13 protein-coding genes are annotated in these 16036 nt (G+C 52.0%); 4 read left to right on the top strand and 9 right to left on the bottom strand.

The features are described from left to right. Positions 1 to 52: 52 nt before the first annotated feature. Both CHU32_RS07680 and queC read left to right on the top strand, forming a co-directional pair. The gene (locus CHU32_RS07680) at positions 53 to 1753 is read left to right on the top strand and encodes an SgrR family transcriptional regulator (protein ID WP_103674925.1); all 1701 of its coding nucleotides are present in this window, start codon (positions 53 to 55) and stop codon (positions 1751 to 1753) included. A 65-nt stretch (positions 1754 to 1818) separates the two neighbouring features. Further along, positions 1819 to 2514 carry a 7-cyano-7-deazaguanine synthase QueC gene (queC, locus tag CHU32_RS07675; protein WP_103674924.1) on the top strand — a complete coding sequence of 232 codons (696 nt, stop codon included), beginning with the start codon at positions 1819 to 1821 and terminating at the stop codon, positions 2512 to 2514. Between the two features lie 317 nt (positions 2515 to 2831). Here the strand turns inward: queC and fadM are convergent, their stop codons facing one another. The 9 genes from fadM to bolA all read right to left on the bottom strand — a co-directional run bounded on the left by fadM (position 2832) and on the right by bolA (position 13264). Next, on the bottom strand, positions 2832 to 3236 hold the full coding sequence (fadM, locus tag CHU32_RS07670; RefSeq protein ID WP_103674923.1) for a long-chain acyl-CoA thioesterase FadM: 405 nt from the start codon (positions 3234 to 3236) through the stop codon (positions 2832 to 2834). A 104-nt stretch (positions 3237 to 3340) separates the two neighbouring features. Next, a complete protein-coding gene (locus CHU32_RS07665) occupies positions 3341 to 3715 on the bottom strand; it encodes a helix-hairpin-helix domain-containing protein (protein ID WP_103674922.1) in 375 nt (124 codons plus the stop codon). 145 nt (positions 3716 to 3860) lie between these two features. Beyond that, the gene (ppiD, locus tag CHU32_RS07660; protein ID WP_103674921.1) at positions 3861 to 5735 is read right to left on the bottom strand and encodes a peptidylprolyl isomerase; all 1875 of its coding nucleotides are present in this window, start codon (positions 5733 to 5735) and stop codon (positions 3861 to 3863) included. A 192-nt stretch (positions 5736 to 5927) separates the two neighbouring features. Then, on the bottom strand, positions 5928 to 6200 hold the full coding sequence (hupB, locus tag CHU32_RS07655) for a nucleoid-associated protein HU-beta (RefSeq protein WP_002444653.1): 273 nt from the start codon (positions 6198 to 6200) through the stop codon (positions 5928 to 5930). A 210-nt stretch (positions 6201 to 6410) separates the two neighbouring features. Next, a complete protein-coding gene (gene lon / locus CHU32_RS07650) occupies positions 6411 to 8765 on the bottom strand; it encodes an endopeptidase La (RefSeq protein WP_103674920.1) in 2355 nt (784 codons plus the stop codon). Positions 8766 to 8945: 180 nt separating this feature from the next. Next, complete coding sequence (clpX, locus tag CHU32_RS07645; RefSeq protein WP_103674919.1) at positions 8946 to 10220, bottom strand: ATP-dependent protease ATP-binding subunit ClpX; 1275 nt, start codon at positions 10218 to 10220, stop codon at positions 8946 to 8948. Between the two features lie 128 nt (positions 10221 to 10348). Next, positions 10349 to 10972: an ATP-dependent Clp endopeptidase proteolytic subunit ClpP gene (clpP, locus tag CHU32_RS07640; protein WP_103674918.1), complete on the bottom strand. Its 624-nt coding sequence runs from the start codon at positions 10970 to 10972 to the stop codon at positions 10349 to 10351. A gap of 332 nt (positions 10973 to 11304) precedes the next feature. Then, complete coding sequence (tig, locus tag CHU32_RS07635; protein ID WP_103674917.1) at positions 11305 to 12603, bottom strand: trigger factor; 1299 nt, start codon at positions 12601 to 12603, stop codon at positions 11305 to 11307. A 343-nt stretch (positions 12604 to 12946) separates the two neighbouring features. After that, positions 12947 to 13264 carry a transcriptional regulator BolA gene (gene bolA, locus CHU32_RS07630; protein ID WP_103674916.1) on the bottom strand — a complete coding sequence of 106 codons (318 nt, stop codon included), beginning with the start codon at positions 13262 to 13264 and terminating at the stop codon, positions 12947 to 12949. Positions 13265 to 13568: 304 nt separating this feature from the next. On the opposite strand from bolA, the gene CHU32_RS07625 reads away from it, so the two are divergent. Further along, complete coding sequence (locus CHU32_RS07625; protein ID WP_103674915.1) at positions 13569 to 14147, top strand: lipoprotein; 579 nt, start codon at positions 13569 to 13571, stop codon at positions 14145 to 14147. Between the two features lie 45 nt (positions 14148 to 14192). After that, a complete protein-coding gene (gene ampG, locus CHU32_RS07620) occupies positions 14193 to 15674 on the top strand; it encodes a muropeptide MFS transporter AmpG (RefSeq protein ID WP_103674914.1) in 1482 nt (493 codons plus the stop codon). The last annotated feature ends 362 nt before the right edge of the window (positions 15675 to 16036 follow it).

Raw genomic sequence — 16036 nt, 5'->3', positions numbered from 1 at the left:
GGGATATACGGAAGTAATAGTGAATAGTTGATGAATATTGTTCCGGGTTTTTATGAGACTGCTTAATCGCCTTAACCAATATCAGCGGCTCTGGCAACCGTCCGATGGCGCGCCCCAGGAGGCCACTATTGCCGAGCTGGCAGCCCGCTGTTTTTGCAGCGAAAGACATATGCGAACGCTGTTGCGCCAGGCGCAGGAGGCAGGCTGGCTGCACTGGCAGGCCCGCTCGGGGAGAGGAAAGCGTGGTGTGCTGAAATTTTTGGTTTCTCCCGTCATGTTACGCAATCAGATGATGGAGCAGGCACTAAATAAGGGCCACCAGCACGATGCGCTTGAACTGGCGCAACTGGCTCCGGTTGAACTACGGGCACTGTTACACCCTTTTCTGGGCGGGCAATGGCAAAACAATACGCCCACCCTGCGCATACCTTATTACCGGCCACTTGAACCGCTGCATCCCGGTTTTTTATCAGGTCGCGCAGAACAACATCTGGCGGGGCAAGTATTCTGCGGCCTGACCCGCTTTTTGCAGGATTCATCGCAGCCGCAGGGCGATCTCGCCCATCACTGGGAAATTTCCGCTGACGGCCTGCGCTGGCAGTTTTATATCCGTTCAACGCTTTACTGGCATAATGGCGATGCCGTTACGACCGGACAGTTAAAGGCGCGCCTGGATATGCTGTTGTCTTTGCCCGCCTTACGCAGGTTATTTGCCAGCATCAGCCGTATTGAGATCACACACGCACAATGCCTGACCTTTATTCTTGATCGTGCGGATTACTGGCTGGCGCACCGCCTCGCCAGCTATTGCAGCGTACTGGCACATCCGGAGCATCCGGCGGTAGGTACCGGCCCGTTTTGCCTGAAAATCTTCGGGCCGGAGCTGGTACGGCTGGAAAACCATGACCGCTACCATTTAACGCACCCACTGCTGAAAGCGATTGAATACTGGATCACCCCACTGCTTTTTGAGCAGAATTTAGGCACCAGTTGTCGTCATCCGGTACAAATCGCCATTGGCGAGCCTGAAGAGTTAAGCCAGCTGCGGTTAGTGAGCAATAGCATCAGCCTCGGTTTTTGTTATCTCGCTCTGCGCCAAAGCGAGCGGCTTACCCAGGCACAGGCACAACGAGTGATTGATATCATTCACCATACCGCCCTGTTGCAGACGCTGCCGCTGGATGAAAATCTGATCACCCCCAGCCAGGAGCTTTTACCCGGCTGGGCGATCCCTCCGGCATCCAGGGAAACCAATACGCCTCTTCCGCCAGCGTTAACGCTGCTTTACCATCTTCCTGTCGAATTGCATACCATGGCGCAACAGCTCAAAACCGCGCTGGCAGCAGAAGATTGTGAGCTGAAACTGGTTTTTTATGATGCCAAAAACTGGGAGGGATGCACCAGTCTGCCAAAGGCGGACATTATCATGGGTGACAGGCTGATTGGTGAGTCTGCTGAGTATACTCTCGAACAGTGGCTGCGCTGCGATCCGCTGTGGCCAGCGCTCCTCAGTGAAGCGCAATTTTCCCGACTGCAACTGACGCTGGACGAGGCGCAACGGCATCCGGATGATGACCAACGTTGCGCCGCACTCAAACAGGTTTTCGATTCGCTCATGTCGCAGGGCATTTTAACGCCGCTGTTTAATTATCATTATCGGGTTAGCGCCCCGCCGGGGGTGAACGGTATTCGCCTTAATACGCGGGGCTGGTTTGATTTTTGTTCAGCATGGCTACCTGCCTCCATCCGCTGAAGAAGCTGGTCGCCGTGGTCAGCAGACGTTACCATAGCGGTTTAATGTAATAAGCGGGAAGAGTAATGAAACGCGCGGTTGTTGTTTTTAGCGGAGGACAAGACTCCACAACCTGTCTGATTCAGGCACTGCATCAGTATGATGACGTTCACTGCGTGACGTTCGACTATGGCCAGCGGCATCGGGCGGAGATTGACGTCGCGCGAGAACTGGCCCTGAAGTTAGGTGCCCGGGCGCACAAAGTGCTGGATGTGACGTTGCTCAATGAACTGGCGATTAGCAGTCTGACCCGTGACAGCATTCCGGTGCCGGATTATAAACCCGATGCCGATGGCATTCCGAATACCTTCGTACCAGGACGTAATATTTTATTTTTAACCCTGGCGGCGATTTACGCTTATCAGGTGAAGGCCGAAGCGGTGATCACCGGGGTATGTGAGACCGACTTCTCCGGCTATCCGGATTGCCGCGATGAATTTGTTAAGGCGCTTAACCACGCGGTAAGCCTGGGAATGGCAAAGGATATTCGTTTTGAAACGCCGCTAATGTGGCTTGATAAAGCCGAAACCTGGGCGCTGGCCGATTACTGGGGCAAGCTGGATCTGGTTCGTAATGAGACGTTGACCTGTTACAACGGCATTAAAGGTGATGGTTGCGGGCAATGTGCTGCCTGTCATCTGCGTGCCAATGGGTTAAACCATTTTCTGGCGAATGTAACGTCGGTGAGGACAGCAATGCAGAGAAAAACCGGGCTGGCATAAGGGAATGCCGGGCGGAGTGTTCGAATGACGATAGCCGCACCGTGGCCGTGTTGCCCGGTGGCGGCTTTCGCCTTACCGGGCCTACAAAACAGGTGATCTCCAGCAGTAAGTACCACAGGCCGCGCCAGCGCCGCCGGGCAAAACCATCACCCGAGCCAGCGTCATCCCCCGTAGGCCCGCGCAAGCGCCAGCGCCGCCGGGTAAAACACCACCCGAGCAAGCGTCATCCCCCGTAGGCCCGCGCAAGCGCCAGCGCCGCCGGGCAAAACACCACCCGAGCAAGCGTCGTACCCCGGGCATTACTGGCACGGCAAGCGTTATTCTCCCGGCATCATCGCTTCCAGTTTCTCCCGCAGTTCCCCCTCCAGCGCCAGTGCTTTCTGGGTTTTCAAATCAATACACACAAAGGTGATTAACGCGTCGGCGACAACCTGGCCTTCTGGCTCAAGCGTTACGACCTGGCTGAGAATTCCGCTCTTACCGTTAAGCTGCCGGAGTTCGCTGGTTATAGTGAGAAGATCGCTCAACACTGCCGGACGCCGGTAATTAATATTGATATTAACCACGACAAAAGCGATATGGTGCGCGGTCATCCACTGAAAACTATCGCTGCTTTCCAGCCCATCCCAGCGTGCTTCTTCCAGAAACTCCAGGTAGCGGGCGTTATTAACATGTTGATAAACATCGAGGTGATAACCCCGAACTTTAATTTGAGTCTGCATAGCGCGTTAACCTTTATTGTTGTAATAGAGACAGAGGTCACACCACTGGTATGACCTCTTTAGTCTGGCAAAAATTTGCCGCCATGCAACTCTTTGAATGAAATTTACAGGGTCAGATGCGCAAGATTACGCTCCACCAGCGAGCTACCCATGCCTGGTACCTGCTGAAGATCGTCAAGTGACTTAAAGGGACCATACTCATCACGATAGCTGACAATCGCTTGTGCTTTTTTTAATCCCACGCCGTTCATGGCATGCGCCAGCTCTTCAGCAGATGCCGTATTGATATTCACCCTGGTACCTTCATCATCGCTGGACTGCGCCGCAGCAACGGCTTTAGTTTGCGTTGTGGGCTTAGCATCGGACGTTGTTTGCACTGCCTGTGTTTTTGACGCCGGCGACGCCGCCAGCGTCGGAAAGCTCAGCCCGGCACAGGCCAGTGCTACGGTAATGAGAGCCACTTTGATTCCACGTTTCATGCTGTTATCTCCTTGTTTGTTGACAGCGAAGTCACGATAACGGGAGAGAAAACTGGAAACAAATGGCGAATGTTAAAAATGGAAAAGGCCGCGAAAGCGGCCTTTAGTTATTGCAACGAGTTGCAAAATTCTGGAAGCAGCCTCGTTATTGTTGCTGCTCAACAATGTCGCCATACTTGATTTTGGCTTGCTTACGCAGGTTACTCATCAGGGCTTCAAAGGCGATCTGAGCATTGTTACGCGTAATGCCCTGTACCATTGCTTTTTTCTGATCGTCCGGCATGGTTCCGGCTTTAACGTCATCCAGCGCCAACAGGACAATATTTCCCTGCATATCATTGGCGGTACCATAAGAAGGCTTACCGTTTGCTGGTAGTGCCAGCGTAAAGGCGGCCTGACTTACCGGGTCCTGACCCGTACGGCTAAGCGTTTTCGCCTCGCCGAAGCTCAGTCCAGCAGCTTTCATTGCTTCATCACCTTTACCGGTTTGCAGCGCGGTCAGCAGTTTTTCTGCATCCAGCTTCGCCTGCTGAGTGGCTTTCTCACGTCTGACGCTTTCTGCCACCAGATCTCTCACCTCAGCCAGCGGTTTTACAGCTTCCGCTTTGTGCTCGCTCACGCGAATAACAAACGCACGATCGCCATCAACAGTGATGATGTCTGAGTTGCTGCCCGGCGTACCGTTCTGCCCCACCAGCGCGCCGCTGAAGATAGCGTCGGAAACTGGCTTGAAGTTCAGCTCTGCGGGCAGGCTGTTGCGGTCAAACCAGCCGGTTTCCACGGCTTTGATGCCAGCCGCCTGTTCCGCACCAGCCAATGATTCATTGTCATTGCTGGCGGCCTCGCTGACTTTCTGTTGCAGGGCAAAGTAAGCGTCCAGCCCTTTTTCCTGCTTCACTTTGGCGGCGATGTCATCACGCGCTTCTGCCAGCGGTTTCACTTTCGCAGGCTGAGTGTCATCAAGACGAGCCACCAGGAAACCAACGGATGATTTAATCACCCCGGAGATCTGCCCTTTTTCTTTCAGGCCAGCGCCTTTCAGCTCTGGCAGCGTACCTGCATCATCCAACCAGCCGATATCACCGCCGTTACGGGCAGAGATGATATCGGTGGATTTTTCTTTCGCCACGGTGGCAAAGTCTGCGCCCTTATTCAGCTCGTCCAGCACCGCCTTTGCATCGGCTTCGGTTTTTGTCTGGATAACGCTGTAGCGGTTACGTGCGGATTGGGTAAACAAATCCTGATGCTCGTCGTAGTATGCCTGAATCTCGTCGTCAGAGGCGTTTTGCTGCATCGAGGCCGCGTCCATTTTGATGTAGCTTACGCGGAACTGCTCAGGCGAAACAAACTGGCCTTTATTCTGCTCATAGGCGGCCTGAATCTCCGCATCGCTGGCCTGCTGTTTGGCGACCAGCGCATTGACATCGATAGTGGCTTCACGGACGACACGCTGCTGTGAGACCAGCGACGCCAGTTCGTCGGTTTCCCCCGGCAGCATAAAATCGGTGCCGACGACGGCGTTAATCAATTGCTGAGTAACCAGTTGATTACGCAGCGCCTGGGCATATTGATCGGCAGTCATTCCCATGCGGTTAACCAGTTCGTTATAACGAGTGTTGTCGAACTGACCGTTACTCTGGAAAGCCTGAGTCGAGAAAATGGCCTTTTTGACCTGATCGTCGCTAATACCCAGCCCCAGTTCGCGGGCGTACTGGTCGAGGAGCGCTTCGTCAACCAGACGGCTGAGCACCTGCTGGCGCATATCTCTGATGTAGTTTTCGTTAGACGCCAGTTCCGAAAACTGATCGCCCATCTGCTGCTGGCGCTGGTTACGCTCGCTGGCCACGGCATTTTCAAACTGCTGACGACCAATTTCCTGGCCGTTCACTTTTGCGGCGTAATTATTGTTACCGCCAATCAGGTAGCTGCTTACGCCGGTCAAAATGAACGACACAATAATGATAACGAAAATAATCTTGAGTACGAGGCTGTTAGCCGCCGTACGTAGGTTGTCCATCATGGTGTAACAACGCTCCGCTGTAGATGACTTGATACGTCGCGCAGCATAGCACGAACCCTGCGCGTAAAGGGGTATTGTGACAAGAAAACGGGGCCATTGTCAGCAGCAAAAACAGAAATCCCTCATCACAAATAAAAAAGGCACATCAAATGATGCGCCCTCATACTGTGTCACATCCCTTACGGGAAACGATCAGTTTACTGCGTCTTTCAGCGCTTTACCCGCGCGGAAACCCGGGACTTTAGCGGCAGCGATGGTGATCTCTTTACCTGTTTGCGGGTTGCGACCAGTACGGGCAGCACGCTCTTTCACAGCAAAAGTACCAAAACCTACCAGTGCAACGTCATCTCCGGCCTGCAGAGATTCCGTAACAGAAGCAATTAAAGCATCTAACGCACGTCCAGCCGCAGCTTTAGAGATATCAGCCCCTGCAGCAATTTTGTCTATCAGTTGAGATTTATTCACTGTTCTCTTCCTCTCTTTATAATTTATATCGTACATGAGTCCTTCATCGTACGACCGCGCAGCAGTTATAACAGGACTGACATGCCCTTACAACATCAGTTACCAATGACGTGTCAGACCAGCAATCTAAATTAGCTATACAAAAAAAGGCTGGCAAGTCCGAATTCACTCACCAGCCCCTTTTTTATTAGCGCTCTTTGCGCAAGGTCACTATTTTGCGCTTACAACCTGCATTCCGGAGGGTTCATTTTGCAATGCGAGACTCAGAACTTCCTCAATTCGCTTCACAGGATGAATCTCAAGGTCGGCAATCACGTTGTCCGGGATCTCTTCCAGATCGCGTTTATTCTCGTAAGGAATAAGCACCGTTTTAATACCGCCGCGATGCGCCGCCAGCAGTTTCTCTTTCAGACCACCGATAGGCAGTACCAGCCCGCGCAGGGTGATTTCACCAGTCATCGCCACATCAGCGCGTACCGGGTTGCCGGTTAAGCAGGAGACCAGTGCGGTACACATTGCGATACCGGCGCTTGGACCGTCTTTCGGTGTCGCCCCTTCCGGTACGTGAACATGAATATCGCGTTTTTCGTGGAAGTCGCTATTGATGCCAAGTTTCTCAGCACGTGCACGCACCACGGTTAGCGCCGCCTGAATGGATTCCTGCATGACTTCACCCAGCGAACCGGTGTAGGTCAGCTTACCTTTACCCGGCACGCAGGCAGTCTCAATGGTCAGCAGATCGCCACCCACTTCGGTCCATGCCAGACCAGTGACCTGGCCCACGCGGTTTTCGTTGTCCGCACGACCATAGTCAAAGCGCTGGACGCCGAGGAAATCCTTCAGGTTGTCACTGTTGATAGTGATGTGCTTGAGCGTTTTGTCGAGCAGCAGTTGTTTAACCGCTTTGCGACACAGTTTGGAAATTTCACGCTCAAGGCTACGCACGCCCGCTTCACGGGTATAGTAGCGAATGATGCCGGTAATCGCGCTATCATCAACGGTAATTTCACTGCTTTTCAAGGCGTTACGCTCAATTTGCTTCGGCAGAAGGTGCTGTTTGGCAATATTGAGTTTTTCGTCTTCGGTATAACCGGACAGACGGATCACTTCCATACGATCCAGCAGCGGAGCCGGAATATTCATGGAGTTCGACGTTGCTACGAACATCACGTCGCTGAGATCGTAATCCACTTCCAGATAATGATCGCTAAATGCCACGTTCTGCTCAGGGTCCAGTACCTCAAGCAGGGCGGAAGCCGGATCGCCACGCATGTCCGACGACATTTTGTCGATCTCATCAAGCAGGAACAGCGGGTTTTTCACGCCCACTTTCGCCATTTTCTGGATAAGTTTACCCGGCATTGAACCGATATAAGTGCGGCGGTGACCACGAATTTCAGCTTCGTCACGCACGCCGCCCAGTGCCATACGGATGTATTTACGCCCGGTAGCTCTGGCAATGGACTGACCCAGAGAGGTTTTACCTACCCCCGGCGGCCCCACCAGGCACAGAATCGGTCCTTTCAGCTTGTTCATGCGGCTTTGTACCGCGAGGTACTCGAGGATGCGGTCTTTGACGCGCTCCAGGCCGTAGTGATCGGTGTCGAGGATTTCCTGCGCCTGACGCAGGTCTTTTTTGACCTTGCTACGCGCATTCCACGGTACCTGAACCATCCAGTCGATATAACCGCGCACCACCGTCGCCTCCGCGGACATCGGCGACATCATCTTCAGCTTTTGCAGTTCGGCTTCGGTTTTTTCTTTTGCCTCTTTCGGCATTTTCGCCGCGTCGATTTTGCGTTTCAGCGCTTCGTTTTCATCTGGCGCGTCATCCATCTCACCGAGTTCTTTCTGAATGGCTTTCATTTGCTCATTCAGATAATACTCACGCTGCGATTTTTCCATCTGCTTCTTAACGCGGTTGCGAATACGTTTCTCAACCTGGAGCAGATCGATTTCTGATTCCATCATCGCCATCAGATATTCAAGGCGCTCATTAACGTCGGCCATTTCCAGCACCGATTGTTTATCCGCCAGTTTTAACGGCATATGAGCGGCGATGGTGTCCGCCAGGCGCGCCGGATCGTCAATACTGTTTAATGAGGTCAGTACTTCCGGGGGAATTTTTTTATTCAGTTTGATATAGCCTTCAAACTGACCGATCGCGGTGCGAACCAGGACTTCCTGTTCGCGCTCGTCCATCGCCGGGGATTCCAGGTACTCCGCTTTGGCGGAAAAATGCTCACCATCGTCCGTTAACGCAGTAATACGCGCACGCTGCAAGCCTTCAACCAGCACTTTTACCGTGCCGTCAGGCAGCTTCAGCATTTGTAAAATAGAGGCCACGGTCCCGACGGTGAAAAGATCGTTTACACCCGGCTCATCCGTCGATGCTTCTTTCTGCGCCACCAGCATGATTTTTTTATCATGATCCATAGCGGCTTCAAGGCAACGGATAGATTTTTCCCGCCCTACAAATAAGGGTATGACCATGTGCGGATAAACCACCACATCGCGCAATGGCAATACGGGGATTTCAATGCGTTCAGAACGCTCAGGATTCATAGAGCTCTCTCTTAGTTTAGTGTCCGCCAGGTAAACAGATAGCACTGTACTGCATGCATCTTTAACATGTGATTCAGTATATGGGGATGATTCACCTACATTCAACGCTCTGTGACAGGAAAAATAAAAGGGGAGATAAAATCCCCCCTTTTTTATTAACTGATTGTATAAATTGGTTAATTATTCGCCTGATGCCTGCTGGGCTTCAGAGGTACCATAAATCAGCAATGGTTTAGTGTGTTCGGTAATAACCGACTCGTCGACAACCACTTTTTCAACTTCTTCCTGAGACGGAAGGTCGTACATGGTATCCAGCAGCGCAGCCTCGACGATGGAGCGCAGACCGCGCGCGCCGGTTTTACGTGCCATCGCTTTTTTAGCGATAGCGTCCAGCGCTTCGTCACGGAATTCAAGTTCAACGCCTTCGAGGTTAAACAGCGCCTGATACTGCTTGGTCAGGGCGTTTTTCGGCTCTTTGAGGATCTGAATCAGCGCTTCTTCGCTCAGCTCGCTGAGGGTAGCCACCACCGGCAGACGGCCAATAAATTCCGGGATGAGACCAAATTTGATCAAATCTTCCGGTTCAACCTGCGCCAGTAATTCACCTTCGCTCGCTTTATCAGATTGTGCTTTTACCGTCGCGCCAAAACCAATGCCGGAGCCGGTTTCGACACGATGGGCGATGACTTTATCCAGGCCGGCAAACGCACCGCCACAGATGAACAGGATTTTGGAGGTATCGACCTGCAAAAACTCCTGCTGCGGATGTTTACGTCCACCCTGCGGCGGAACGGCAGCCACTGTACCTTCGATCAGTTTCAGCAACGCCTGCTGTACCCCTTCGCCGGACACATCACGGGTAATCGACGGATTATCAGACTTACGAGAAATCTTATCGATTTCATCGATATATACGATACCGCGCTGAGCTTTCTGCACGTCGTAGTCACATTTCTGCAGCAGTTTCTGGATGATATTTTCGACGTCCTCACCCACGTAACCGGCTTCAGTCAGGGTGGTCGCATCTGCCATAGTGAATGGCACATCCAGCAGGCGCGCCAGGGTTTCCGCCAGCAGGGTTTTACCAGAACCGGTCGGGCCAATCAGCAAAATGTTACTTTTGCCGAGCTCTACACCGTTGCTGGTATCGCCATTGCGCAGACGCTTGTAATGGTTGTAAACCGCAACCGCCAGGACTTTTTTCGCCTGTTCCTGACCGATGACATAATCGTCCAGATGATGACGGATTTCATGCGGCGACGGCAGTGCGCTACGTTCGCGATGCGGTGCCACTTCTTTGATCTCTTCGCGAATGATATCGTTACATAAATCGACACATTCGTCGCAGATATACACGGACGGCCCGGCAATCAGTTTACGCACTTCATGCTGGCTTTTGCCGCAAAAAGAGCAGTACAACAGTTTGCCCGATCCATCTTTGCGTTTATCTGTCATGAGTAAAACCTCTTCTTAAGTTCTTTGTGCCGCACATCACGACGCAAGTGCCATTCTTAAGCGCAAGCCGCTTCGCAAGCGTTGTGCCGCCATAGCTATAGTATAGCGGCACACGTACTGCCTGGGCATCAATTACGTTGGGTCAGGATAGAGTCCACCAGACCATATTCTACGGATTCCGTCGCAGATAAGAAGCGATCGCGCTCGGTGTCGCGTTCGATCTGCTCAAGAGATTGACCCGTGTGATGTGCCATAAGTTCATTCATGCGGCCTTTCACTTTCAGGATTTCGCGGGCATGAATTTCGATATCCGTCGCCTGACCCTGATAACCGCCTAACGGCTGGTGGATCATGACGCGTGAGTTCGGCAGGCAGAAACGCTTGCCTTTCGCCCCGGCAGTCAGCAGGAAGGCCCCCATCGAAGCAGCCTGCCCCATACAGATGGTGCTGACGTCTGGCTTGATGAACTGCATGGTGTCATAGATTGACATCCCGGCAGTGATCACCCCACCCGGCGAGTTAATATACAGGTAAATATCTTTTTCCGGGTTTTCCGCTTCCAGAAACAGCATCTGCGCTACGATCAGGTTAGCCATATGGTCTTCGACCTGGCCGGCCATGAAAATAACGCGTTCCTTGAGCAGACGGGAGTAAATATCAAAAGAACGCTCACCACGTGAAGTCTGCTCAATGACCATGGGCACCAGGGCCATGTGCGGTGCAAAATTATCTCGTTCGCCACTGTATGACATTTCCGTCTCCTGGATAATAATTGAAAAAAGCGCTGTACTGATGGTTACCACGTAGACGGATTATACACTTCTTCATCCCTCGGGCTGCCAGTTCATTGGCGACCTTTACTAAAAGCATTAACGCTATTTCGGTATATCAGTCAGAAACTTTACAGCTGTCTCCCCGTTATGGGTACGACATCACCCTATTTCAAGCATAACAACCTTTTGCTGTTACGCTAACACTGAAATAGCGTTTTGGCACTCTTTCAGAGCATTAACGACAGTAAAAAAAACCCGTCACCAGAAGGTGACGGGTTTTTGTACAAACATAGAGCCAAAGGCGGTGAAAATTACGCCTGCTGGTTCATCAGTTCGCTAAAGTTGGTGGCTTTTTCCGTCACGCTTGCTTTGGCCAGAACCGTTTCAACAGCCTGCTCTTCCAGGGCAACGTTACGCATATTGTCCATCAGCTCTTTGTTTTTGCTGTAGAACTCGATCACTTCTGACGGATCTTCGTAGGCAGAAGCCATCTCTTCGATCAGACCTTTTACGCGCTCTTCGTCAGCTTTCAGCTCGTTGGTACGAATGACTTCGCCCAGCAGCAGACCGACAACAACGCGACGTTTAGCCTGCTCTTCGAACAGTTCACGCGGCAGTTCCAGCGCCTGTTTTTCGTTACCGCCGAAGCGCTGTGCAGCCTGACGGCGCAGCACGTCGATTTCGCTATCGATCAGGGCAGCAGGAACGTCGATGTCGTTCGCTTTCACCAGGCCTTCGATGGCCTGAGTTTTGATGCGGTTACGGACTGCACCTTTCAGCTCGCGTTCCATGTTTTTACGTACTTCAGCACGCAGACCATCGATAGAACCGTCCTCAACGCCAAAACGCTTGATGAACTCTTCGGTCAGCTCCGGCAGTTCACGCTGTTCAACTTTTTTCAGGTTGATGACGAACTTAGCCGCTTTACCTTTCAGGTTTTCTGCGTGGTATTCTTCCGGGAAGGTCACGTCGATGGTGAACTCATCACCGGCTTTGTGGCCTTTGATACCGTCTTCAAAGCCCGGGATCATGCGGCCCTGGCCCAGGGCCAGAACGAAATCAGAGGCTTTACCGCCTTCGAATTCTTCGCCGTCTACTGAACCGGTGAAGTCGATAGTAACGCGATCTTCTTCTGCCACTTCGCCGTCTTTATCAGACCAGGTCGCCTGCTGCTTACGCAGGGTGTCCAGCATGGTGTCAACGTCAGCGTCGGTCACTTCAACAACCGGTTTTTCAACCTCGATAGTTTCCAGACCTTTCAGTTCAACTTCCGGGTACACTTCGAACTCTACAGAGTAGGTGAAGTCTTCGCCCAGTTTGTATTCGCCCGGAACATAGTTCGGTGCACCGGCCGGATTGATTTTTTCCTGAATGATCGCATCAACAAAGTTGCGGCTCATCAGATCGCCCAGAACGTCCTGGCGAACGGAAGCACCGTAACGCTGAGCAACGACATTCATAGGTACTTTACCCTTACGGAAGCCGTCAATACGTACTTTCTTCGCGACGTTGACCAGCTCGCTTTTTACAGCGGTCTCGATGCTGTCAGCAGCGATTGTAATAGTCAGGCGGCGGCCAAGGCCCTGAGTGGTTTCAACTGAAACTTGCATCTTGTTACCTCAAAAAATCACAGTGCTCGGTCAACTCTACCTGGAAACATGTCTGTGTTTCACAGTACCGGGATGTTCTCTCGAATCAGAAACCCATTCCCTGCGTCAGAATCATCCCGAAGACATTCCGAAAAATAAGACGCAGCATTATAGCGGCATCACTTTTATGAGTCGAGAACGGTTATTGCGCGCGCGGCTGCACTTTTCACAATTCCCGGCTAATTTTGTCTGAAGGCTGCGCATTTTGCGCAAAATTCAGACAAAACAAAACGGCCCGCAGGCCGTTTTCACATAATCTGTAGCAACATACTGGAAAAGCTCCGCTCGTTGCAAATACGTTTTCTTACGCGATGCTACCCGCACCGCGGCAGGGAGGCGAGGCAAAGATCGTATCCTGTAGCCCTTCCCACTCTTTATGGGTATAGGTATGCAACGCCAGCGCGTGCACAGTGGAAGACAGTTCACTGCTTAAGGTGCTGTAAATCATTCGATGGCGGCTAAGAAAACGTTCGCCGGTAAAGCGATCGCTGACCAGAACCACTTTAAAATGGCTTTCTGAACCAGCCGGTACGTTGTGGCGGTAGCTTTCATCCACAACTTCGAGGAACACGGGGTTAAACGCTGCCCTTAATTTATCTTCGATTTGTTCGCGTATCATCATGAATTTACTCCTCCGACAACGTTGAGGGGTCGCCCATCCCTTTAAATCGTAGCCGCTTTTACCGCTTCTATTACATTTAGACAACAAAAATTTAGCTTCCATCCCCTTTTTCCAGCCAAACCGCTGAAGTTAACGGCCGGATACGGCTGATTTGCCAACTGTATCTGCCATTAACCTGCTGACCGGTCAGAAAACGGACAACGCGGTGAATTTACATGCGCCAGGCACTTCCCCTAATTGTTAGCAATGTTATGATGGCGGAAATTTTCTTCTTATAAGTACACACTGCGCTGAGATCCTCAAAATGTTTAAAAAATTACTTTTCCCGTTAATGGCTTTGTTTATGCTGGCGGGATGCGCCACACCACCCACGACGATTGATGTTTCGCCCAAAATCACCCTTCCCCAGCAGGACCCAAGCCTGATGGGCGTGACGGTCAGCATTAACGGTGCCGATCAACGTCCTGACCAGGCGCTGTCCAAAGTCACTCGTGACAATCAGCAGGTGACTTTGACCGCTTCCCGCGACCTGCGCTTCCTCTTGCAGGAAGTGCTGGAGAAACAGATGACCGCGCGGGGATATATGATCGGGCCAAACGGCGCGGTGGATCTGCAAATCATCGTTAATCAGCTCTACGCCGACGTCTCGCAGGGTAATGTGCGTTACAACATCGCGACCAAGGCTGACATCGCAATTATCGCCACGGCGGCGAACGGCAGTAAGATGACGAAAAATTATCGTGCTAACTACTCTGTTGAAGGCGCATTCCAGGCATCCAATAAAAACATCGCTGATGCGGTTAACAACGTCTTAACGGATACCATTTCCGATATGGCGCAGGACACCAGCATTCACGATTTCGTCAAACAGAACGCGCGTTAATGTTGTTTACTGACCCGGCGCAGGCCGGGTCAGTACTCACCTTTTATGTCCAGCCGCTATTTGCACCTCTTCCGGCAGCCTAAATCTGCCATTCTGCTGATCCTGGGTTTTGCCTCAGGCTTACCGCTCGCCCTGACTTCCGGCACGCTTCAGGCGTGGATGACCGTCGAGAATATCGATCTTAAAACCATTGGTTTTTTTTCGCTGGTCGGTCAGGCGTACGTGTTTAAGTTTCTCTGGTCGCCGTTGATGGACCGCTATACGCCACCACTGTTTGGTCGCCGACGTGGCTGGTTGCTGGCCACGCAGGCGTTACTGTTACTGTCGATTGCCGCGATGGGTTTTCTCGATCCCGGCAGCCAGTTGCGCTGGATGGCAGCACTGGCGGTGATTATTGCTTTCTGTTCAGCGTCGCAGGACATCGTTTTTGACGCGTGGAAAACGGACGTATTACCCGCGCAGGAACGCGGTACCGGTGCGGCGATCAGCGTGCTCGGCTATCGCCTCGGCATGCTGGTATCCGGTGGACTGGCACTGTGGCTGGCGGACCGCTGGCTCGGCTGGCAGGGAATGTACTGGCTAATGGCAGCGCTGCTTATTCCATGCATTATTGCGACCCTGCTGGCTCCTGAACCCGCAGATTCCATCCCGGTGCCCAAAACGCTGGAACAGGCCGTCGCGGAACCTTTACGTGACTTTTTTGGCCGCAATAATGCCTGGCTTATTCTGCTGCTGATTGTGCTTTATAAACTTGGGGATGCCTTTGCCATGAGTTTAACCACCACCTTCCTGATCCGCGGCGTGGGCTTTGACGCTGGTGATGTTGGTGTTGTGAATAAAACGCTGGGGCTGCTGGCAACCATTATTGGCGCACTTTACGGCGGTATGTTGATGCAGCGTTTGTCCCTGTTCCGCGCCCTGCTCATCTTTGGCATTTTACAGGGCGCGTCTAATGCTGGTTATTGGCTGCTCTCCGTGACCGATAAAAATATGATCAGCATGGGCGCGGCGGTGTTCTTTGAAAACCTGTGCGGCGGCATGGGGACGGCGGCCTTTGTCGCCCTGCTGATGACGCTATGCAATCGCGCTTTCTCCGCTACCCAGTTTGCCCTGCTCTCGGCCCTTTCCGCAGTTGGTCGCGTTTACGTGGGCCCCATTGCCGGCTGGTTTGTTGAGGCGCACGGCTGGTCAACGTTCTACCTTTTCAGCGTCATTGCCGCAGTGCCAGGGTTATTGCTGTTACTGGTATGTCGGCAGACACTGGAATATACCCGGCAACATGATGGCTTTCTGCCGCGCTCACGCTTTACCCGCGCTTATCGTTTTGCACTACGCCTGTTGATGCTGGGTTGCCTGTTGCTTGGCCTGTGGCTGGTTACGCTCATCATCAATGCGGCAGGGCTATTCCATCTGTCTTTTGCACCGTACCTCCTGGAGGCAGGCGCACTGATCGCGGTAGCGGGCGTCGCGTGCGGCGGCATGCTTGATTATCTGGCGCTACGCCATTCCCCGCTCATCCAGAAATAAGAAAGTATTATTTGCCGTTGTAATCACCGCAGGTAATTATAACGGTTGCCTCATTTTTTATTTTTTAAAATATTTGTTGTTTTGTGCGCTATAGAATTCTGGAAATTATTAGCAATTTTCCAAAAAAATAATTTACCCTAAACCGATTCAGCTGCTAGCAATTTTATTTTTCGCTCAGCAATTGTCTTTTATTTGATATGCATTTGTTAATTATTTGTATATTTTAAGCAATGGTTATACCAATTGCCCTTCAGCCTCCCCTTTTGCGCCCGGTTTCGTTATAACACCCGCGCCGTGCCTGCGCTGGTCGAAAAATAGACACATTACGCAACATGTGTGACATAGACGGCAGAAGACGGTAA

Origin of the sequence: Superficieibacter electus (assembly GCF_002915575.1) — a bacterium.
Classification (GTDB): domain Bacteria; phylum Pseudomonadota; class Gammaproteobacteria; order Enterobacterales; family Enterobacteriaceae; genus Superficieibacter; species Superficieibacter electus.
This window is presented reverse-complemented; position numbering and strand designations above follow the sequence as displayed.